19 protein-coding genes and 1 tRNA gene are annotated in these 19733 nt (G+C 65.9%); 6 read left to right on the top strand and 14 right to left on the bottom strand.

Features of this window, described 5'->3' with window-relative positions; all coding sequences use genetic code 11:
* The first annotated feature begins 6 nt into the window (after positions 1–6).
* From L0976_RS18405 to ybaL, 3 genes are all read left to right on the top strand, one after another.
* Positions 7–288, top strand: coding sequence for a hypothetical protein (locus L0976_RS18405; protein WP_370577045.1), 282 nt, complete (start codon positions 7–9; stop codon positions 286–288).
* 29 nt (positions 289–317) lie between these two features.
* Positions 318–665, top strand: coding sequence for a hypothetical protein (locus tag L0976_RS18410; protein WP_234188721.1), 348 nt, complete (start codon positions 318–320; stop codon positions 663–665).
* 78 nt (positions 666–743) lie between these two features.
* On the top strand, positions 744–2522 hold the full coding sequence (gene ybaL, locus L0976_RS18415) for a YbaL family putative K(+) efflux transporter (RefSeq protein WP_234188722.1): 1779 nt from the start codon (positions 744–746) through the stop codon (positions 2520–2522).
* On the opposite strand, the gene L0976_RS18420 is transcribed toward ybaL, so the two are convergent.
* From L0976_RS18420 to pcsA, 7 genes are all read right to left on the bottom strand, one after another.
* Positions 2511–3230, bottom strand: coding sequence for a FadR/GntR family transcriptional regulator (locus tag L0976_RS18420; protein WP_203319726.1), 720 nt, complete (start codon positions 3228–3230; stop codon positions 2511–2513). The two genes, ybaL and L0976_RS18420, sit on opposite strands and share 12 nt — an antisense overlap.
* Positions 3231–3455: 225 nt before the next feature.
* Entirely contained in the window at positions 3456–4526 is a 1071-nt protein-coding gene (locus L0976_RS18425; RefSeq protein ID WP_203318855.1) for a BMP family ABC transporter substrate-binding protein, read from the bottom strand.
* A 47-nt stretch (positions 4527–4573) separates the two neighbouring features.
* On the bottom strand, positions 4574–5494 hold the full coding sequence (locus tag L0976_RS18430) for an ABC transporter permease (RefSeq protein ID WP_234188725.1): 921 nt from the start codon (positions 5492–5494) through the stop codon (positions 4574–4576).
* Complete coding sequence (locus tag L0976_RS18435; RefSeq protein WP_234188726.1) at positions 5494–6585, bottom strand: ABC transporter permease; 1092 nt, start codon at positions 6583–6585, stop codon at positions 5494–5496. Before L0976_RS18435 ends, L0976_RS18430 begins: the two co-directional genes overlap by 1 nt.
* Positions 6575–8149 carry an ABC transporter ATP-binding protein gene (locus L0976_RS18440; RefSeq protein WP_234188728.1) on the bottom strand — a complete coding sequence of 525 codons (1575 nt, stop codon included), beginning with the start codon at positions 8147–8149 and terminating at the stop codon, positions 6575–6577. The genes L0976_RS18435 and L0976_RS18440 overlap by 11 nt, the downstream gene beginning before the upstream one ends.
* Before the next feature lie 50 nt (positions 8150–8199).
* Complete coding sequence (locus L0976_RS18445; protein ID WP_203318851.1) at positions 8200–9171, bottom strand: quinone oxidoreductase; 972 nt, start codon at positions 9169–9171, stop codon at positions 8200–8202.
* Positions 9172–9180: 9 nt separating this feature from the next.
* On the bottom strand, positions 9181–9915 hold the full coding sequence (pcsA, locus tag L0976_RS18450) for a phosphatidylcholine synthase (protein ID WP_203318850.1): 735 nt from the start codon (positions 9913–9915) through the stop codon (positions 9181–9183).
* 242 nt (positions 9916–10157) lie between these two features.
* On the opposite strand from pcsA, the gene L0976_RS18455 reads away from it, so the two are divergent.
* Positions 10158–11366: a UbiH/UbiF family hydroxylase gene (locus tag L0976_RS18455; RefSeq protein WP_234188730.1), complete on the top strand. Its 1209-nt coding sequence runs from the start codon at positions 10158–10160 to the stop codon at positions 11364–11366.
* 42 nt (positions 11367–11408) lie between these two features.
* Here L0976_RS18455 and L0976_RS18460 read toward each other — a convergent pair whose 3' ends face one another.
* A complete protein-coding gene (locus L0976_RS18460; RefSeq protein WP_234188732.1) occupies positions 11409–12158 on the bottom strand; it encodes a cytochrome c biogenesis CcdA family protein in 750 nt (249 codons plus the stop codon).
* Between the two features lie 154 nt (positions 12159–12312).
* A tRNA-Lys gene (locus L0976_RS18465) sits at positions 12313–12388 on the bottom strand.
* A gap of 475 nt (positions 12389–12863) precedes the next feature.
* Here L0976_RS18465 and L0976_RS18470 point away from each other — a divergent pair.
* On the top strand, positions 12864–13484 hold the full coding sequence (locus L0976_RS18470; RefSeq protein WP_234188734.1) for a GntR family transcriptional regulator: 621 nt from the start codon (positions 12864–12866) through the stop codon (positions 13482–13484).
* A gap of 58 nt (positions 13485–13542) precedes the next feature.
* Here the strand turns inward: L0976_RS18470 and L0976_RS18475 are convergent, their stop codons facing one another.
* The 5 genes from L0976_RS18475 to cysG all read right to left on the bottom strand — a co-directional run bounded on the left by L0976_RS18475 (position 13543) and on the right by cysG (position 18531).
* Positions 13543–14355, bottom strand: coding sequence for a ferredoxin--NADP reductase (locus tag L0976_RS18475; RefSeq protein WP_234188736.1), 813 nt, complete (start codon positions 14353–14355; stop codon positions 13543–13545).
* Between the two features lie 222 nt (positions 14356–14577).
* The gene (locus tag L0976_RS18480) at positions 14578–15078 is read right to left on the bottom strand and encodes a DUF934 domain-containing protein (protein WP_234188737.1); all 501 of its coding nucleotides are present in this window, start codon (positions 15076–15078) and stop codon (positions 14578–14580) included.
* An 11-nt stretch (positions 15079–15089) separates the two neighbouring features.
* Positions 15090–16763 (bottom strand): nitrite/sulfite reductase, encoded by a 1674-nt coding sequence (locus L0976_RS18485; RefSeq protein WP_234188739.1) that lies wholly within the window; start codon positions 16761–16763, stop codon positions 15090–15092.
* 9 nt (positions 16764–16772) lie between these two features.
* The gene (locus tag L0976_RS18490; RefSeq protein ID WP_234188741.1) at positions 16773–17090 is read right to left on the bottom strand and encodes a DUF2849 domain-containing protein; all 318 of its coding nucleotides are present in this window, start codon (positions 17088–17090) and stop codon (positions 16773–16775) included.
* 1 nt (position 17091) lies between these two features.
* Positions 17092–18531 (bottom strand): siroheme synthase CysG, encoded by a 1440-nt coding sequence (gene cysG / locus L0976_RS18495; protein ID WP_234188742.1) that lies wholly within the window; start codon positions 18529–18531, stop codon positions 17092–17094.
* Positions 18532–18749: 218 nt separating this feature from the next.
* On the opposite strand from cysG, the gene mazG reads away from it, so the two are divergent.
* On the top strand, positions 18750–19586 hold the full coding sequence (mazG, locus tag L0976_RS18500) for a nucleoside triphosphate pyrophosphohydrolase (RefSeq protein ID WP_234188743.1): 837 nt from the start codon (positions 18750–18752) through the stop codon (positions 19584–19586).
* Positions 19587–19733: the final 147 nt, after the last annotated feature.

Here is a 19733-nt window from a genome sequence, read left to right on the forward strand (position 1 = left end):
GCTAGACTGCGCCGGAAGGAGCCTGCCATGATCCGAATCCTCGTGCCCCTGCTTGCCGCCCTCGCCCTTGCCGCCTGCACCGCGCAGGCCGGGCGTCTCGAACCCATTCCAGGCAGCATCACCTATGGCGGCCAGCCTCGAACGAAGCTCACCAAGGCCCCGATCGGCAGCACGCTCGGCCACACATTCTACGACACGATGGGCAGGCAGGTGGACGAAACGTACATCATCCAGCCGGATCGCTCGCTGCTTTTGATCCGCCGCCATGTGCGGCTCGACTACTATTGATACGAAGAGGCAACGGAGGGGCGACGACCATGCTGGAAAGCAGCGACATCGAACTCGAGGACGAACGGCTGAGACAGCTCGACATCCTGGCGGGAGAGCATGCCATGACGCCGCCGGAACTGCTTGCGCAGTACGCTTCCGGTTCCTTCGGCTTCCATGAGGCGGTGCACACGACCTCCATCGTGCTCGACCTCGTCGACGACCAGTTGCTCCATCACCCCGCCATCGCCGGCAACAGCGATTGGTTCCGGCTGGCCGCGCGCGCAAGCGAGGCGCTGTTCAACCTCTACCAGGCGATGGGGGCGGCCCAGCTCGCCACGCATGCGCACGACGAAGGCACGCGGCCGGAGGACCTCAACGCCAGCAACGACGGCTGAACGGATTTTCGTCTTGCGCGAACCGGGCGGCCGCCCTACCCTATCCTCTTGAATTCCCAAGCAATAGGATAGACACGTTTGCCCCATGCGACACCGCTGATCGCGACCCTCGTCGCCGGTATCTGTCTCGCCTTCTTGGCGGGGCTGGTCGCACACCGCTTTCGCCTGCCGCCGATCGCCGGTTATCTGCTGGCCGGCGTCTGCATCGGGCCGTTCACGCCCGGTTTCGTCGCCGATCAGAAACTGGCGAACGAACTGGCCGAGATCGGCGTCATCCTGCTGATGTTCGGGGTCGGCCTGCATTTTTCCCTGAAAGACCTCCTGTCCGTTCGCACGATCGCCATTCCCGGCGCGATCGGCCAGATCCTCGTCGCCACCTTCTTCGGGCTGCTTCTCGGGCTTGCCATGGGCTGGTCGGCCGGCAGCGGCTTCGTCTTCGGCCTGTCGCTTTCCGTCGCCAGCACGGTCGTCCTGTTGCGCGCCCTGCAGGAGCGCCGCATGGTGGAGACGGAGAAGGGGCGCATCGCGGTCGGGTGGCTGATCGTCGAGGATCTCGTGATGGTCCTGACCCTGGTGCTCCTGCCACCGCTTGCCGGCGTGCTCGGCGGCATGGCGCAGACCGCCGACGTGGATCCCGACCTCACCCGCGCGCTCGGCATCGGTGCGGTATGGACCGCCGTCGGCGTCACCGCCGTCAAGGTCTCGGCCTTCATCGCGCTGATGCTCGTCGTGGGCCGCAAGGTCATCCCGCTCATCCTGCATTACGTCGCGCATACGGGCTCGCGCGAGCTGTTCCGCCTGTCGGTGCTCGCCATCGCGCTCGGGGTGGCTTACGGCTCGGCGAAGCTCTTCGGCGTGTCCTTCGCGCTCGGCGCCTTCTTCGCCGGCATGGTCCTGGCCGAATCGCAGCTCAGCCAGCAGGCCGCGCGGGAGACCCTGCCGCTGCGCGACGCCTTCGCGGTTCTCTTCTTCGTATCGGTCGGCATGCTGTTCGATCCGGTCAATCTTCTCGAACGGCCGCTGGCGATCCTCGCCACCGTCGTCACCATCATCTTCATCAAGTCGGCCGCGGCCTATCTCATCGTCAAGGCCTTCGGCTATCCGCGCACGATCGCGCTGACGATCGCCGCAAGCCTCGCCCAGATCGGCGAGTTCTCCTTCATCCTCGTGGTGCTCGGCGTCGGCCTCAAGCTGCTTCCGCCGGTTGCGCAGGACCTCGTCGTCGCCGGCGCCCTGTTCTCGATCCTCGTCAATCCGCTGCTCTTCATGGCCGTCGACCATTATGGGGCAAGGCTGGACGGGGCACAGGAGCCGCCAGGCGGAGAGGAGACGGCGCCGAAGGCCGAGGAGGCCGCGAGCGTGGAAGACGTGCCCGAGCCGACGACGCTCGCGGACCACGCGGTGGTGGTGGGCTACGGCCGCGTCGGCCGGCGCGTCGTCGAACGGCTGAGGGCGGCGGGCATTCCCCTCCTCGTCATCGAGGAGCGCGCGGGCGTTGCCGAAGTGCTGCGCGAAAGCGGCATCGAGGCCATCGGCGAGCCCGCCGGCAACCGCGGCGTGCTGGCGCAGGCCAACATTGCCGGCGCACGCTGGTTTGTCACGGCGATACCCGATGCCTTCGCCGCGGGCACCCTGATCGAGCAGGCACGCGCGGCAAACGGCGCCCTTGCCATCGTCGCGCGGGCCACCTCGCAGGCGGAATCCGACCATCTGCGCCAGTTCGGCGCCAACCATATCGTGATCGCCAAGGATGAGCTCGCTTCGGCCATGGCCGAGCAGCTCCTGAAAGCCGACGGGCTTCGCCGGGACGCCGGCGCGCAGGGCGAACTGGACCTTGCCGCGCCGTTACCGGCCTGACTGCTTTTCCGCGCGCAGCGCCTGCACGACGCGCTCGCGGCCGACCTTGATGACGTTTTCCATGGCGCGGCGCGCGCCCTCCTCGTCCCGCCTGTCGATCTCCTCGACGATGCGGATATGGGTGGCGGCGACGTCGCCCCGCTTGCCGCGGTCGGCGGCGGGGGAGCTGAGCTTGAAGGCGCCGACCAGGGCCGCCTCGATCAGGCTGCCCACGGTGCGCAGGAACGGATTGCGCGATGCTTCCAGAACCGAGAGGTGGAATTTCAGGTCGGCCATGGCGAGCGTCTCGGCGGTGTGTTCCGAATCGCCCATGGCAACGGCGAGCCGCATCATCTGGCTGATGTCGGCCTCCGTCGCATGGCGGGCGGCGAGCACCGCGGCATGCGGCTCGAAGGCGAGGCGCACTTCGGAAAGGTGCAGCAGGAAATCCTCGTTGATGCCGACGGCGAAATACCAGGTGAGGATGTCGCTGTCGAAGAGGTTCCATTGCGTGTTCGGTGTCACGCGCGTGCCGATGCGCGCGCGCGGCACGACAAGGCCCTTGGCGGCCAGCGTCTTCATCGCCTCGCGCAGCACCGTGCGGGAAACCTTGAAGCGGGCCGCGAGCTCCGCGTCGCCCGGCAATGTCGCACCGACGGGGTATTCGCCCGCGATGATGGCCCGGCCCAGCGCGTTGACGACCTGCGCATGGCTGGTGCGCGTGTTCATCCCGCTGATGACCGTCTCAAGCAAACCCTTGCGCAAGAACCTTCCCCTCCTCCGTTCCGGGGCACCCCGTCCGTCCCGAAACCATCCGGCAGGTATAGAGCAATTCCAGCGAAAGTGCGAAACGGTTTGTGTGTGGAGTTGCGCATAAACAGGGGGATAGAGTGCCGCACGAACGAAAAAGGCGTCCCTTTGGGGGACGCCTTCCACGTTCCTTGCCGTTCCTGCTTACTGCGGCAGCTTGTCGTCCACGCCGGCGACGTAGAAGTTCATGCCGAGCAGCGTGCCGTCGTCCGAGACCTTGCCGGCGGCCAGCCAGTCGGAGCCGTCCTGCTTCTTGACCGGGCCGGTGAAGGGGTGCAGCTCGCCGGAGCGGATCTTCGCCTCGACGTCCTCGGCGGCCTTCTTCACGTCGTCGGGCATGTTGGTATAGGGCGCCATGGTCAGGATGCCGTCCTTCAGGCCGTCCCAGATCTGCTCGGACTTCCAGGTGCCGTCGAGAACAGCCTGCGTGCGCTTGATGTAGTAGGCGCCCCAGGTATCGACGATCGCGGTGAGCTGCGTGTTCGGGCCGGCGGAGATCATGTCGGACGCCTGACCGAAGGCGTGGATGCCGCGTTCGGCGGCAACCTGCATCGGCGCTGTGGAGTCGGTGTGCTGGGTCAGGATGTCGACGCCCTGGTCGGCGAGCGCCTTGGCGGCATCGGCTTCCTTGCCCGGGTCGGCCCAGGTGTTGGCCCAGACGATCTTGACCTTGAAGTCCGGGTTGACGGACTGCGCGCCGAGCATGAAGGCGTTGATGCCCATCACGACTTCCGGGATCGGGAAGGAGGCGATGTAGCCGGCGACGCCCTTCTTCGACATCTTGGCCGCGATCACGCCCTGGATGTAGCGGCCTTCATAGAAGCGGGCGTTGTAGGTGCCGACGTTTTCCGCGCTCTTGAAGCCGGTTGCGTGCTCGAACTTCACGTCCGGGAACTTCTGCGCGACCTTGATCGTCGCATCCATGAAGCCGAAGGACGTGGTGAAGACGAGCGCGCAGCCCGAGCGGGCCATGCGCTCGACGGCGCGTTCGGCATCCGGGCCTTCCGGCACGTTTTCGAGGAAGGCGGTCTCGATCTTGTCGCCCATCGCCTTTTCAAGCTCCTGGCGGCCGCGGTCGTGGCCTTCCGAATAACCGCCGTCCGTCTTGGAGCCGACATAGATGAAGCAGATCTTCGTCTTGTCCTGGGCGCTGGCGGCGACGGCGAAGCCGAGAACGGCGGCCGAGGTTGCGAGAGCGAGAATGATTTTCTTCATTTTATCCTCTGAGGTTGGAGTGGTTGTTTCCCGTCTTCTTGTTCTCGTCACCGATCCGGCACGAACGGCTTGCCGAGCGAGGCCGGCGTGTTGATCAGCGTCATGCGCCGGTTGTGCGATATCAGGATTAGTACGATAACAGTGGCGGCATAGGGAAGAGCCGACAGGAACTGGGACGGAATGCCGAGGCCGAAGGCCTGCGCATGCAGCTGGCTGATCGAGACCGCGCCGAAGAGATAGCCGCCGAGCAGCACGCGCCAGGGCCTCCACGAGGCGAAGACGACCAGCGCCAGCGCGATCCAGCCGCGCCCGGCCGACATGTTCTCCACCCATTGCGGCGTATAGACCAGCGAGAGCTGCGCGCCGGCAAGGCCCGCGCAGGCGCCGCCGAACATCACGGCGAGATAGCGCGTGCGGATGACATGGATACCGAGCGCGTGGGCGGAGGCATGGTTGTCGCCGATCGCCCGGACCTTCAGGCCCGCGCGGCTTTTGAACAGGAACCAGTTGACGCCGATGACGATGGCGATCGACAGGTAGAAGATGATGTCCTGCCGGAAGAGCAGCGGACCGATGAAGGGAATGTCGGCGAGCAGCGGGATCGCGATCGGCTCGAGCTTGGCGCCCGACATGCCGACATAGGGCTCGCCGATCTGGCCGGAAACGCCGAGGCCGAGGATGGTGAGCGCAAGGCCGGTTGCCACCTGGTTGGCGACGAGCGTCAGCGTCAGGAAGCCGAACAGCAGCGAGAACAGCGCCCCGCCGGCAATGCCGGCGAGAATGCCGATATAGGGCGAGCCGGTGACCTGCGTGGCGGCGAAGGCGATGGCCGCCCCCATCACCATCATGCCCTCGACGCCGAGGTTGAGCACGCCGGTGCGCTCCGTGACGAGTTCGCCGATGGAGGCGAGCACCAGCGGCGTCGCCGCGGTGATCACGGTCAGGAGGATGGCCTCGATCATGCCCATCAGAGCGCTCCCTCGTTTCCACCGCTAAGGCGGGAGAAGACCAGCCGGATCTTGTACTGGATGAGCGTATCGCAGGAGAGCACGAAGAAGAGCAGCAGCCCCTGGAAGACGCGCGTGACCTTGTCGGAGACGGTGAGCGTCAGTTGCACCGCCTCGCCGCCGACATAGGTGAGCGCGAGGAACAGGCCGGCGGCGATGATGCCGAGCGGATTGAGGCGCCCGAGGAAGGCGACGATGATCGCGGTGAAGCCGTAGCCGGGCGAGATGATCGGCTGCAGTTTGCCGATCGTGCCGCTGACCTCGGAAATGCCGGCAAGGCCGGCGAGCGCGCCGGACAAAAGCATGGAGAACCAGATCATGCGCTTGGAGGAGAAGCCGGCAAAGCGCCCTGCCCGCTCCGACTGGCCGAGCACGGTGATCTCGAAGCCCTTCAGCGTGTAGCGCATCATCACCCACAGCGCGACGGCCGCGATGATGGCGAAGGCGAAGCCGAGATTGGCCCGTCCCGAGGAAACGAGCTCGGGAAGGATCGCCTCCGGCGCGAAATCGCGCGTCACCGGGAAATTGTAGGCGTCGGGGCTGCGCCAGGGGCCGCGCACGAGCCAGTCGAGGAAGAGCTGGGCGATATAGACCAGCATCAGGCTCGTCAGGATCTCGTTGGTGTTCATATGCGCCTTGAGGAAGGCGGGCACGGTGGCATAGAGCGCGCCGCCGATCATGCCGAAGATCAGCATCAGCGGCAGGACGAGCGGGGAATGCCAGTCGTGGAAGACGACCGGCACGATGGAGCCGGCAATCGCCCCGGCGATGAACTGCCCCTCGGCGCCGATGTTCCAGTTGTTCGAGCGGTAGCAGACGGAAAGGCCGACGCCGATCAGGATCAGCGGCGCGGCCTTGATGGCGATCTCGTGCAGCGACCAGACGTCGAGCAGCGGCTCGATGAAGAAGCTGTAGAGCGCCGTGCCCGGGTTCTTGCCGAGCAGCGCGAACATGATGCCGCCGGCGATGACCGTCAGGCCGAGCGCGAGGAAAGGCGAGAGGATGGAATAGAACGTCGAGGGATTGGCGCGCTTTTCGAGTTCAATGCGCATGGACCGCCTCCCCGCCTTCCGTCTTGCCGTACATGCCGCCCATGAGGAGACCGATCTTTTCCCGTGTCATCTCGTGCGCGGGATAGGCATCGGAAAGCCGCCCCTCGCTGATGACGGCGATCTCCGTCGCCACCTCGAAGATCTCGTCGAGGTCCTGGCTGATCACCAGCACGGCCGAGCCCGATTTCGCAAGGTCCACGAGCGCCTGCCGGATACGGCTCGCCGCCCCCGCATCGACGCCCCAGGTCGGCTGGTTGACGATCAGCACGGCCGGCTGGCGGTCGAGCTCGCGGCCGACGATATATTTCTGCAGGTTGCCGCCGGAAAGCGAGCCGGCGGCCGGGTCCTCGCCGCTCTTGCGCACATCCATCGTCTCGGAAATGCGCCGCGAGGCGATGTGCACGACCGCGCGGCGGATGATGCCGAGGACGCCGCCGGAAAGGAACGTCCTTCGGTCCGACTGGTTGCGCGCCAGAACGAGGTTGTCGGAAAGCGGCAGGCCCGGCACGGCGGCATGGCCATGGCGCTCCTCGGGCACGAAGCCGGCGCCCATCAGGCGGCGGGCGGTGATGCCGAGATTGCCGGCGGCCCTGCCGCGGATGGAGAGGGCGGCGGCGTCCGCCACCGGATATTCGCCGGACAGCGCGTCGAAAAGCTCGCCCTGCCCGTTGCCTGCGACGCCGGCGATGGCCAGCACCTCGCCGCCCCGCACCTTGAGACAGACGTTCTTCAGCGACACGGCAAAGGGCGTGCGCGCCGGCACGCTGAGATGTCGCGCCTCCAGCAGCACGTCGCCCCTGGTGTTCGTGCCTGCCGTGCTCACGGAGGCGACGTCGCTGCCGACCATCATGCGGGCGAGCGAAGACGGCGTCTCCTGGCGCGGATCGCAGGCGCCGGTGACCTTGCCGTGGCGCAGAACGGTGGCGCGGTCGCAAATGCGCTGCACCTCCTCCAGCCGGTGGCTGATATAGAGGACGGAACGGCCCTCGGCTTTCAATTTGGCGAGCGTTTCGAAAAGGCGGTCGGCTTCCTGCGGCGTCAGCACCGAGGTCGGCTCGTCGAGGATGATGAGTTCCGGGTTCTGCAACAGCGCGCGCACGATCTCGATACGCTGGCGCTCGCCGACCGAGAGGTCCGCGACATGGGCCTTCGGATCGAGCGGCAGGCCGTAGAGGTGGGAGAGGCGCGAGGCCTCCTCGGCCACCTTCGAGAGCGAAATGCCGGGGTTCAGCGACAGGGCGATGTTTTCGGCGACCGTCAGCGCCTCGAACAGCGAGAAATGCTGGAACACCATGCCGATGCCGAGGCGGCGCGCTGCGCCGGGGCTCGGGATGCGGACGGGCTCGCCCTTCCACAGAATCTCGCCGCCGGTCGGCGCCAGGACGCCGAACAGCATCTTCACGAGGGTGGATTTCCCCGCTCCGTTCTCGCCCAGGAGGGCGTGGATTTCGCCGGGCTGGATATCGAGGTCGATGCCGTTACAGGCGGCAAACGAACCGAATAGCTTTGTCAGGCTGCGGACCGCCAGCAACGGTCGGTCCCCAGACGCTCCAACGGCTGACACTATGCCCCTCTTTCCTGCAATCCCGTTCCCCTGCGCCCTTCGGGTCGTTGTCAGGGAATGAGCAACGTCGTTCCACTCGTTTTTCTTGTTTCCAGATCCGTGTGCGCGCGCCCGGCATCCGCCAACGGATAAGTCTGATGAATATTGATACGCACTTTGTTGCCTTGCACAACATCAAAGAGCGAGTTTGCACATGCATCGAGCGCCTCGCGCGTCGCGATGTAATGGAAGAGCGTCGGACGGGTGGCGAAGAGCGAGCCCTTCTGCGCCAGAAGGCCGAGATTGAAGGCATCGACCGGGCCGGAGGAGTTGCCGAAGCTGACGAAGAGGCCGCGCGGCTTGAGGCAGTCCAGCGATTTCGGGAAGGTATCCTTGCCGACGGAATCATAGACGACGTCGACGCCCGCCCCGTTCGTCAGCTCGCGGACCCGCGCGGCGAAGTCCTCCTTGCCGTAGTCGATGACGTGATCGTAGCCGTGCGCCAGCGCCAGATCGATCTTCGCCTGCGAGCCCGCGGTGCCGATCACCGTGGCGCCCAGCGCCTTCGCCCACTGGCCGGCGATGAGGCCGACGCCGCCCGCGGCCGCGTGGAACAGGATCACGCTGCCGGGCTTCACCCGGTAGGTCTGCAGCAAGAGGTATTGCGCCGTCATGCCCTTCAGCATCATCGCCGCCGCCGTCTCCAGCGAAATGCCCTCCGGCACCTTCACCAGGTGCTTTGTCGGCACGTTGTTCTCGGCCGCATAGGCACCATCCGCCGACGCGTAGGCGACGCGGTCGCCGACCGCGAAATCCGTGACGCCCTCGCCCAGCGCCGTGATCGTTCCCGCCCCTTCCTTGCCCGGAACGAAGGGCAGTTCGGTCTTGTAAAGGCCGGTGCGGAAATAGACGTCGATGAAATTGAGGCCGACGGCCGCCTGCGCGATCCGGACCTCGCCCGGGGCCGGCGGGCCGAGCGGCATTTCCTCGAGCTTCAGGACTTCCGGTCCGCCGAGGCTGCGGACGACGATCGCCTTGGTCATGTCATGCTCCTATCGGTTGTCGCGCCGGCCGAGGCCGGGAAAGGCCTGCATCACGGCGCCGATGACATAGAGATAGAGCCCGGTGCCCACCACGCCCCACACGACCCAGGCCGGCGTTTGGAAATGCAGGAGCAGCGCATAGATGCCGAGAAGCGCCCAGAGGAAGAAGATGGCAAGATTGACGAGGCGCAACCGCTCGACGCGCACCGGATGCAGGAAGTTGATCGGCATGAAGGTGAGGAGAACGGAGACGAAGACGATGATCGACGCCGTCAGCTCGCTCGCCTGGATGACGAAGAGCGTGAAGACCACCATGTTCCAGACGACCGGAAAGCCGGAGAAGAAATTCTCGTCCGTCTTCATGCCCATGTCGGCATAATAGATGGCGCTCGACACCACGATGGCGCCCGCCGCCACGAAGGACCACGGCTCGCCGATCATGCCGCTCTGGTAGAGCGCGAAGGCCGGCAGCAGCACGTAGGTCACGTAGTCGATGACGTTGTCCAGCGTATCGCCGGACCAGTTGGGCAGCACTTCCTTGACGCGGACCTTGCGGGCGATCGGCCCGTCGATGCCGTCGACGAGCAGCGCCAGGCCCAGCCACCAGAACATGTCGACGAAGCGGTGCTCGCCCGCGGCCACCACGCCGAGGAAGGCGAGGAACGAGCCGGATGCCGTCAGGATATGGACGGAAAAGGCACGGATTTCCGCGTAGGGTACGCGTTTGTAGTTGAAGAACTTCATTGCGGTTCGCCGTCCATCCCTTGGGGCTTTTTCGGCCGCGATCCGCCGGACGCGCCCTCTTCGTATCTTGCCGTAATATGCATTGATTGCCCGCCCTCGCCAGTGAAAAACCGCGATCGGCCGGCACGCATCCGGCCCTGTGCGGATTCATCCCATGGAAATTGCCTCTTTGCGGCCCTACTCTTGGCCGCTAGAAGCATCGCAAAACTGTGGGAAACGCTTTCCCCTCCCGGAGGTCGGTCATGAGACAATTCGATATCGCGATCGTCGGCGCCGGCCTCGCCGGCAGCCTTGCAGCCCTTGCGCTTGCCGATTCGGGCCGCAGCGTGGCCTTGATCGCCCCGCCGACCCGCGCCGCCGACGGCCGCACGACGGCGCTCATGGACCAGTCCATCGCCTTCCTGAAGACGCTTGGCCTCTGGGAAGCGATCGCACCGCATGCGGCCGCGCTGGAGACCATGCAGATCATCGACGGCACGACCCGGCTCCTGCGCGCCCCGCCGGTCGCCTTCCGCTCCGGCGAAGTGGGCCTCGACGCCTTCGGCTACAACATCCCGAACACGCCGTTCCTTGCGATGCTGGACGAACGGATCGCGGCGCAGGGCAATATCGCGCGGCTGGAAAACGGCGTGACGGCCGCCAATGCCTTCGAGAACGGGATCGAGCTGGTGCTCGACGACGGGGAACGCGTCCTCGCTGGGCTCGTCGTCGGCGCGGACGGGAAGAAATCGCGCATCCGCGACGGCGCCGGCATCGGCGTTCGCGCCTGGTCCTATCCGCAGTCCGCGCTCGTGCTCAACTTCGCGCATGAGCGGCCGCACGGCAACGTCTCGACGGAGTTCCACACGGAAAGCGGCCCGTTCACGCAGGTTCCCCTGCCCGGCCAGCGCTCGAGCCTCGTCTGGGTGCTGCCGCCGAAGGAGGCGGCGCGGCTGCGCGAGCTGCCGGCCGCCGATCTCGGCCAGGCCGTCGAGGCGCGCATGCAGTCCATGCTCGGCAAGGTGTCCGTCGAGGACGGCGCGCAGAGCTTCCCGCTTTCCGGCATGACGGCCGACCATTTCGGCAAGGGCCGCTTCGTGCTTGTGGGCGAGGCCGCGCATGCGTTTCCACCGATCGGCGCGCAGGGGCTCAACCTGAGCCTGCGCGACATCATGGCGCTCAAAGAGCTGATCGGCGATAGCGAACCGGCCGCCTATGCGGCCATCGGCGCGCGGTTCGACCGCAAGCGCCAGGCCGACATCCGCTCGCGCACCCTCAGCGTCGACCTCCTCAACCGCTCGCTGCTCTCCGATTTCCTGCCGGTGCAGTTCCTGCGGTCTGCCGGGCTGCACCTGCTCTCGGCGCTCGGGCCGCTGCGCAGCATCGTGATGCGCGAGGGCATCGAGCCGCTCGGCTCGCTGAGAGCCCTTCGCGAGGGCCTGAAGGATCGGGTCGCCCGGAAGCAGGCCTGACCTTTCGGAGCACCACGTATCTCCGGTCGCTTCTTCGGAGGGCTAGCCGATCTGCGAGAGAATGGGAAACGTCTGCTGGAACCAGATGGCGACGGCGCTGATATAGCCGAAGATGAAGGCGAGGCCCGTGAGGATCAGGAGCACGCCCATGACTTTTTCCACGGTGCCGAGATGGCGGCGGAAGCGCACGAGGAAGCGCATGAAGGCACCGGAAAAGCCGGCCGCGATCCAGAACGGGACGGCAAGGCCGAGCGAATAGACGGCCAGCAGCGCCGCGCCGTCGCCGACCGTTTCACGCGCGGCCGCGACACCGAGGATCGCCCCGAGGACCGGACCGATGCAGGGCGTCCAGCCGAAGGCGAAGGCAAGGCCCATGATATAGGCGCCCGAGGCCGTCGCCGGCTTGCCGCCGCCCTGGAACCGCGCCTCGCGGGCAAAGAGGCCGATGCGCAGCACGCCGAGGAAATGCAGCCCCATCAGGATGATAATGACGCCGCCGACCTGCGCGAGAATGTCGAGATGCTTGCGCAGCACCATGCCAATCGTCGACGCCCCGGCGCCGAGCGCCACGAACACCGTCGCAAAGCCGAGGGTGAAGAAGAAGGCCGCCAGCAGCACCGCCCCGCGCGCATCGCGCCGCACCGCCACCGCCTCGTTGCCGCGGAACTGGTCCACCGAGATGCCGGCCATATAGCACAGATAGGGCGGCACGAGCGGCAGGACGCAGGGCGACAGGAACGACAGCGCCCCGGCCAGAAGCGCGCTCAGAAGGGAAATATCGGCAATCGACAAGGGGCTACTCCGCAAGGGTCGGAGGAAGCGGTCCGAGGCCCCAAACCGGCCCGCCCGCGCCTCCGCCCTCTGATAGCCGCCGCACCCCGCTCCTGCCAATCACCTTTTGGGGAACGCGGCGAAATGTCATGCATCCGGCTTGACGTAAGGAAGGTGGTGAGCGCGCAGGGATTCGAACCCTGGACCTACTGATTAAAAGTCAGTTGCTCTACCGGCTGAGCTACGCGCTCCCGAGCGTGGCGAAGGCGCCCCGCGGAAGTGCGCGGAACATATGCAGGAGGTTCTGCCGGGTCAACCCGGAAAATGCACCGGAAACAGCTTTTGCAACCGGCCTCGGCGGCGGTCCGGAGCGCCCGGATCTGGCGGTCGCAAGGCGCGACAGGTCACGTATTTCAGGACCCGCGACCAGTTCACGCTGCGGTTCTCCGTGTCGCCCGTCCATATCTCATCCGGTGTTCCTGCACTGCCGGCGATGGCGGTGCGGGCGCCAAGGTTACTTGCCAGGTTCGCAGTCGCTGGGCGTCCTTCGAGGCCGCCTGCGCACGCGCCTTCATTAAAGAGCGCGATACTCGTTACGCCGGAGGGAGGGTAGCCGGCAAGCGCTTGAAGGACTCCAACAACGCACGCACCGCGCCTGATATATCACTGACCTTGTCATCCGTTTTGCGACATGCCACGATGTGATATATCAACCGGGACATCGCAATGACGGAAACCGCGGCGTCGCAAGCGCACCTCGCCTATCTTGTGCTCGAAAGGCTCATCGTCACGCTCAGGCTGAAGCCCGGCTCCCTTGTCACGGAGAAGCAGCTCATCGATCTTGCCGGCCATGGCCGCACGCCGGTGCGCGAGGCGATCCAGAAGCTGGAATGGCAGGGCCTCGTCGCGGTGCGCCCGCGCGCCGGACTGCAGATCAGCGCGATCCGTCCGGAAGACCATGCCGACGTCATGGCGACGCGCCGGCAGCTCGAACCCCTCGCCGCCGATCTCGTCGCCCGCCACGCGGATGACGGGCATCGCGAGCGGCTCGTCGCCTGCGCGCAGGAAATGACCGCCTGCTCCATCCGGTCCGACCTGGAGGGCTTCCTGGCCGCCGACAAGGCTTTCGACGAGATCATGGAGGAGGCTTGCCCGAACCGGTTCCTCACCGCGGCCCTCGCCCCCTTGCAGACTCATTCGCGCCGCCTGTGGTTTTCCCGCGCCGACCACAGGCATATGGATCGCTCGGTGGACCTGCATGTGAAGGTGATCCGCGCCATTCGCAACGGCGATGGTCCCGACGCCGCAGCCGCGATGGCGGACCTTCTGGACCACCTGTCCGACTGAGGGAGAACACCCACAAAAAAGGCGCCCGCGGGCGCCTTTTCCATGAATGTCCGTTCGCTCAGTCGACGAAGGCGCGCTCGATGACGAACTCGGCGGGCTTGCTGTTGGCACCCTCGGTGAGGCCGGCCTGTTCCAGCAACGCCTTGGTTTCCTTCAGCATCGCCGCGGAGCCGCAGATCATGCCGCGGTCGATCGCCGGGTCGAAATGCGGTACGCCGAGATCGGCGAACATCTTGCCGTTGGAGATGAGGTCGGTGATGCGGCCCTGGAACGGATAGTCCTCGCGGGTCACCGTCGCATAGTGGCGCAGCTTGTTGCCGACGACTTCGGCCAGGAATTCGTGATTGCGGATTTCCTCGACGAGGTCGAAGCCGTATTTCAGCTCGGCGACCTCGCGGCAGGTATGCGTCAGGATGACCTCGTCGAACTTCTCGTAGGTCTCCGGGTCGCGGATGAGGCTGGCGAAGGGCGCGATGCCGGTGCCGGTGGAGAACATGTAGAGACGCTTGCCGGGCGTCAGCGCGTCGAGGACGAGCGTGCCGGTCGGCTTCTTGCGCATCAGCACGGTGTCGCCGGGCTTGATCTGCTGGAGATGCGAGGTCAGCGGGCCGTCCGGCACCTTGATCGAGAAGAATTCCAGCTCCTCGTCCCAGGATGGGCTTGCGATGGAATAGGCGCGGTAGATCGGCTTGTCGCCGACCATCAGGCCGATCATCGCGAACTCGCCGGAGCGGAAGCGGAAGCTTTCCGGCCGCGTCATGCGGAAGCGGAACAGGCGATCCGTATAGTGCTGCACGCTCGTCACCGTCTCGGCGAAAACGCCGGCCGGTACGGTTGCCACAAAGTCTTCGGTCTTGGCAGGTGCGTTCATTTCGGGATCGATCCTGGCTTGCGTCGGAAAAACTTGACGATAGGCAGATATTACATGTTGAGCGACAAAGGAAGGTATTCCGTTCCAATGCGCCGATTGGCCGCGCAATAGTTTGCCGCCCGCCTCTTTTCGCGCGGCGCGCGGCCTTTGTCCTTGATCTTGCTCAAGACTACGCCGCGATTGCGGCCATTCGCCGGTCGATTGCCGGAAACGGGCCCGAAATCAGGCCCGCCGGCGCCAGCTATAGGAACCGACGTCCTGCGCGGGGCGCGCGGCCGGCTGGTAGTGGTTGTCGATGCCCGGCAGGCGGTTTTCCGCAAGCCGCTTCAATGCCGTCGCGTTGCTGACGGCGAAGCTGTCGATGCCGCAGCGCAGCATCAGCGGAATCTGGTCGATCAGCACGTCGCCGACCGCCCGCACCTCGCCCCCGTAACCGAGCCGCGAACGCAGCAGTGAGGCATGGCTGAAAGCGCGGCCGTCGTTGAAGACCGGGAACGCGACCGCGACCAGCGCCAGCCGGTCGAGATGGCCTTCCAGCCTGCGCACGTCATCGGCCGGGTTGATCAGCACGCCGAGGCCCGTCTCGTCACTTTCAGCGACTTTGGCGAGGAAGGCATCAAGGCCGAGGATCGCCTTCTCGTTCGAGCCGGCCTGGAGATCCTCGGTCTCGATGATCCAGGGATCGTCGGACACGAAGCCGGATTCGTTCCAGATTTTCGTCATGACCGTTCTCCTCAGGCCGCTTCGGCCGTCTTGTCGCCGTAGAGCGCATCCTTGAAGGGCTGCGGCCCGACGCGGCGATAGGCGGTCAGGAAGGTCTCGGACGGGTCGAGGCGAAGGCCGAGATAGGTATCGACGATCACCTCGATGGCATCCGTCACCTTCTCCGGCTCGAAGCCGCGGCCGATGATCTCGCCGATCGACGTGTTCTCGTCGCCCGAGCCGCCCAGCGTGATCTGGTAGAGTTCCTCGCCCTTCTTCTCGACGCCCAGAAGGCCGATATGGCCGACATGATGGTGGCCGCAGGCATTGATGCAGCCGGAAATCTTGATCTTCAGCTCGCCGATTTCGGCCTGGCGCTCCGGCGCGCCGAAGCGTGTGGAAATCTCCTGCGCGACGGGGATCGAGCGGGCGTTGGCCAGCGCGCAGTAGTCCAGCCCCGGACAGGCGATGATGTCGGTGATGAGGCCGGCATTGGCGGTCGCGAGGCCCGCCGCGACGAGGCCGCGATAGACCGCTTCGAGATCGGCCAGCGCCACATGCGGCAGGATGAGGTTCTGCTCGTGGCTGACGCGGATCTCGTCGAAGGCGTATTCCGCGGCGATGTCGGCGACGGCCTCCATCTGCGCATCGGTCGCATCGCCCGGAATGCCGCCGATGGGCTTCAGGGAGATCGTCACCATGCCGTAGTCGGGATGCTTGTGCGGTTGCACGTTCTGGTGCACCCAGCGGGCGAAGTCCGGGTCGGCCTTCTTCCACTGGGCAAGGCTTGCCCAGCCTTCGGCGCGCGGTGCAAGTTCCGGCGGCGCGAAATAGGCGGAGATCGCGGCGACGTCGCTTTCCGGCAGCTTCAGTTCGGTGTCCCTGAGCGCGGCGAACTCGACTTCGACCTGCCGCGCCAGTTCTTCCGCGCCCGTCTCGTGCACCAGGATCTTGATGCGCGCCTTGTACTTGTTGTCGCGTCGGCCGTGGAGGTTGTACACGCGCATGACCGCGGTCGTGTAGGACAGGAGGTCCTCTTCCGGCAGGAAGTCGCGGATCTTCTTGGCGATCATGGGCGTGCGGCCCTGTCCGCCGCCGACATAGACGGCAAAGCCGATCTCGCCCTTCTCGTTCTTCTTCAGGTGCAGGCCGATGTCATGCACCTGGATGGCCGCGCGGTCGCGCTCGGCGCCGGTGACGGCGATCTTGAACTTGCGCGGCAGGAAAGAGAATTCCGGGTGGACGGAGGACCATTGGCGCAGGATCTCGGCATAGGGCCTGGGATCGGCGACCTCGTCGGCCGCAGCACCGGCGAAATGGTCGGCCGTGACGTTGCGAATGCAGTTGCCGGAGGTCTGGAGGGCGTGCATCTCGACGGTCGCGAGCTCGGCCAGCGCATCGGGCAGCTCGGAGAGCTTCGGCCAGTTGTACTGGATGTTCTGGCGCGTGGTGAAGTGGCCGTAGCCGCGGTCGTACTTGCGGGCGATATGCGCCAGCATGCGCATCTGGCGCGCATTCAGCGTGCCGTAGGGAATGGCGACGCGCAGCATGTAGGCGTGAAGCTGGAGATAGACGCCGTTCATCAGGCGCAGCGGCTTGAACGCATCCTCCGCCAGCTCGCCGGAAAGACGGCGGGCGACCTGGTCGCGGAACTGCTCAACGCGGCCGGAGACAAAGGCGTGGTCGAATTCGTCGTAGCGATACATGCAAAATCCTCAGGCGGCCGGCACGGCCGTCGCGGTCAGGCCGGCGTAACCGGCGGCGTAGGCGATGGTCGGGCCGAAGGCCCGGATGCGCTCGCGCATGCGCAGCGGACGCAGCACGCCGTCCACCTCTTCGACATCGACGACGTTCACGTCAACCACCTTGTTGTCGGCGAAAGCCTGCTTGCCGGTGGCTTCCAGGGCGTCGACGGCCTCCTTGTGGCGCGCGACGAAGGCGGCCTGGAGCTGCTCGTTCCAGTTGCCGGCGGCATCCAGCCAGACGGAGATGCCGTCGGAAAGGCGATTGGCTGTCAGAACCTTGTCTGCCATGTCATGCTCCCAATGCTGCTGTGACGCGAACCTGATCGCGCGCGGCGAGCGGTTCGGAATGTTCGAAATTGGCGCCGGCGACGGCTTCGCCGATGATCACCATGACCGGGCCGGAAAGCTCGTCGCGATATTCGAGGCCCGGAAGGTCCTTGAGCGTGCCGTGCATCAGCCGCTTTTCGCGGCGGCTGGCGTTTTCCACCACCGCGACGGTCGTCTCTGCCGGAAGGCCGGCATCCATCAACCGGGCGGCGACGGAGGCGGCGACCGTGCGGCCCATATAGACGGCGACGGTGGCGCCGGAAATGGCAAGCCGCGCCCAGTCCGGCAGGACGGCACCCGTCAGGTCGTGGCCCGTCGTGAAGACGAGCGAGGAGGCGACGCCGCGCAGCGTCAGCGGCAACTCGAAATCGGCGGCCGCGGCGAAGGCCGAGGTGATGCCGGGCACGATTTCGTAGGTGATGCCGGCCTGGCGGAGCGCGGCCATTTCTTCGCCCGCGCGGCCGTAGACGAGCGGATCGCCGGATTTCAGGCGCACGACGCGTTTTCCCGCCTTGCCGAGCGCCACCAGCAGGTCGTTGATCTCTTCCTGCGACTTGGAATGGCAGCCCTTGCGCTTGCCGACGGACAGGCGCTCGGCATCGCGCCGGCCCATGTCGACGATGGCCTGCGGCACGAGCGCGTCGAAGACGATGACATCGGCTTCCATCATCACGCGCTGGGCGCGCAGCGTCAGCAGGTCCTCCGCACCGGGACCCGCGCCGACGAGCCAGACATGGCCGGCGGCCCTGCCCTGCGAATTCAGCAGCGTATTGGCGGAGCGGCGCGCCAGTTCCATGTCGCCATTGTCGACGGCGTCGGCGACCGCGCCGTGGAAGAAACGGCGCCAGAAGACTCGGCGGGTGACACCACGCGGCAGGATGCGGTCGACGGCCTCGCGGTAGCCGCTGGCAAGGTTCGCGAGACGACCGAGCGACGGCGAGAGGATCTGGTCGACCTGAGCGCGGATCATCTGCGCGAGCACCGGCCCTGCGCCTTCCGTACCGATGGCGACGGCGACCGGCGCGCGGTTGACGAGCGCCGGCGTGAAGAAATCGCAATAGTCGGGCTGATCCACGGCATTGACCGGGATGCGCAGTGCGCGGGCGGCCGTGGAAATGGCGCGGTCGGCGGCTGCGTCGCCCGTGGCGGCAAACACGAGCGTCGCGTCCGCGATGGCGTCCTTCGAGAAGGGCACGCGGACGAGCACGAGGCCCTTCTCGGCGATGAAGCGGGCGAAATCGGCTTCCGGCGCCTCGGCCAGGACGACGATCCGGGCATCCGTGTTGAAGAGCAGGCGCGCCTTGGCGAAAGCCTCTTCGCCCTCGCCCACGACAACGACCATCCTGCCGCTGACGCGGAAGAACGCCGGGAATGTCGAAAGCTTCTGTTGCGCTTCGGTCATGGCCTGGTCCGGTTGAAGTGTGCGCACTATCGCGAAAATCGGCCAGGAACAAAAGAAACAGAAATTCCAATGGCCTTGGAGGGGCGTATTGTTTTGCTCCTGCCTCCCGCATTTTGAGCATAAGTCACCGGCCGCCCTTGCCTGCCTGCCGCGCCGGCAGCTAAGGATGCCGGACGAAGCCGCACGCGCTTCCGAAAGCCACCAATCCGAGAGCCACCATGCAGCCGAGCCGCGACATCGAACGCCTGATCGAAATCATGGCCGCCCTGCGCCAGCCCGAGACCGGCTGCCCGTGGGACATCGTCCAGACCTTCGAGACGATCAAGCCCTATACGATCGAGGAGGCCTACGAGGTCGCCGACGCGATCGAGCGGAACGACATGGACGATCTTTGCGAGGAACTGGGCGATCTCCTGCTGCAGGTGGTTTTCCATGCCCGCATGGCGGAGGAGCGTGGCACGTTCGATTTCGGCAGCGTCGTCGAGGCCGTGACACGCAAGATGATCCGGCGCCACCCGCATGTCTTCGCCCGCTCGGGCGCGGACACGCCAGAGGCGGTGAAGCTGCAATGGGATGCGATCAAGCAGGCGGAAAAGCAGGAGCGCAAGGAGCGCCGCGCGAGGCGCGGACTGCCGGAGGACCCGCTGCACGGCCATCTCGGTTCGGTACAGCGCTCGTTTCCGGCGCTCGTCGAGGCGCTCAAGCTTCAGGAGCGCGCAGCGAAGGTCGGCTTCGACTGGTCGGAGCCTGCACCGATCCTCGACAAGATCGAGGAGGAGATCGGCGAATTGCGCGAAGCGCTGCACAACGACGACAAGGCGGCGGTTGCGGACGAACTCGGCGACCTGATCTTCGCGCTGGTCAATATCGGCCGTCATGTCGGTGCCGACCCGGAAATGGCGCTGCGCGGCACGAACACCAAGTTCCGCAACCGGTTCTCGCACATCGAGGACAGCCTTGCGGCCAATGGCGAAAGCCTCGAAGAAGCGACGCTGGAGCGGATGGAAGGGCTGTGGCAGGCGGCGAAGGGGATCGAACGGCAGTTGGCGAAGTAAGCCTGGCTGCCCCTCATCCGCCTGCCGGCACCTTCTCCCAAGAGGGGCGAAGGCCTATACCGATCCGGTTTCCTGAACTATCGCCGCCAACGAGCAAATCGGACATTGCCATATCTGCCTTCTCCCCGCCTGCGGGGAGAAGGTCGC

The sequence above is a fragment of the Shinella sp. NM-101 genome, from assembly GCF_021401195.1.
In the GTDB taxonomy this organism is placed as follows: domain Bacteria; phylum Pseudomonadota; class Alphaproteobacteria; order Rhizobiales; family Rhizobiaceae; genus Shinella.

Bases quoted from the DNA above. Each gene is read 5' to 3' on its own strand.
- L0976_RS18420 (WP_203319726.1), bottom strand. From the start codon at position 3,230: ATGAACACGCGCACCAGCCATGCGCAGGTCGTCAACGCGCTGGGCCGG.
- pcsA (WP_203318850.1), bottom strand. From the start codon at position 9,915: ATGAAGTTCTTCAACTACAAACGCGTACCCTACGCGGAAATCCGTGCC.
- L0976_RS18490 (WP_234188741.1), bottom strand. From the start codon at position 17,090: ATGGCAGACAAGGTTCTGACAGCCAATCGCCTTTCCGACGGCATCTCC.
- L0976_RS18445 (WP_203318851.1), bottom strand. From the start codon at position 9,171: ATGACCAAGGCGATCGTCGTCCGCAGCCTCGGCGGACCGGAAGTCCTG.
- L0976_RS18480 (WP_234188737.1), bottom strand. From the start codon at position 15,078: ATGACGAAAATCTGGAACGAATCCGGCTTCGTGTCCGACGATCCCTGG.
- L0976_RS18425 (WP_203318855.1), bottom strand. From the start codon at position 4,526: ATGAAGAAAATCATTCTCGCTCTCGCAACCTCGGCCGCCGTTCTCGGC.
- cysG (WP_234188742.1), bottom strand. From the start codon at position 18,531: ATGACCGAAGCGCAACAGAAGCTTTCGACATTCCCGGCGTTCTTCCGC.
- mazG (WP_234188743.1), top strand. From the start codon at position 18,750: ATGCAGCCGAGCCGCGACATCGAACGCCTGATCGAAATCATGGCCGCC.
- L0976_RS18410 (WP_234188721.1), top strand. From the start codon at position 318: ATGCTGGAAAGCAGCGACATCGAACTCGAGGACGAACGGCTGAGACAG.
- L0976_RS18435 (WP_234188726.1), bottom strand. From the start codon at position 6,585: ATGCGCATTGAACTCGAAAAGCGCGCCAATCCCTCGACGTTCTATTCC.
- L0976_RS18430 (WP_234188725.1), bottom strand. From the start codon at position 5,494: ATGGGCATGATCGAGGCCATCCTCCTGACCGTGATCACCGCGGCGACG.
- L0976_RS18485 (WP_234188739.1), bottom strand. From the start codon at position 16,763: ATGTATCGCTACGACGAATTCGACCACGCCTTTGTCTCCGGCCGCGTT.
- L0976_RS18455 (WP_234188730.1), top strand. From the start codon at position 10,158: ATGAGACAATTCGATATCGCGATCGTCGGCGCCGGCCTCGCCGGCAGC.
- L0976_RS18475 (WP_234188736.1), bottom strand. From the start codon at position 14,355: ATGAACGCACCTGCCAAGACCGAAGACTTTGTGGCAACCGTACCGGCC.
- L0976_RS18470 (WP_234188734.1), top strand. From the start codon at position 12,864: ATGACGGAAACCGCGGCGTCGCAAGCGCACCTCGCCTATCTTGTGCTC.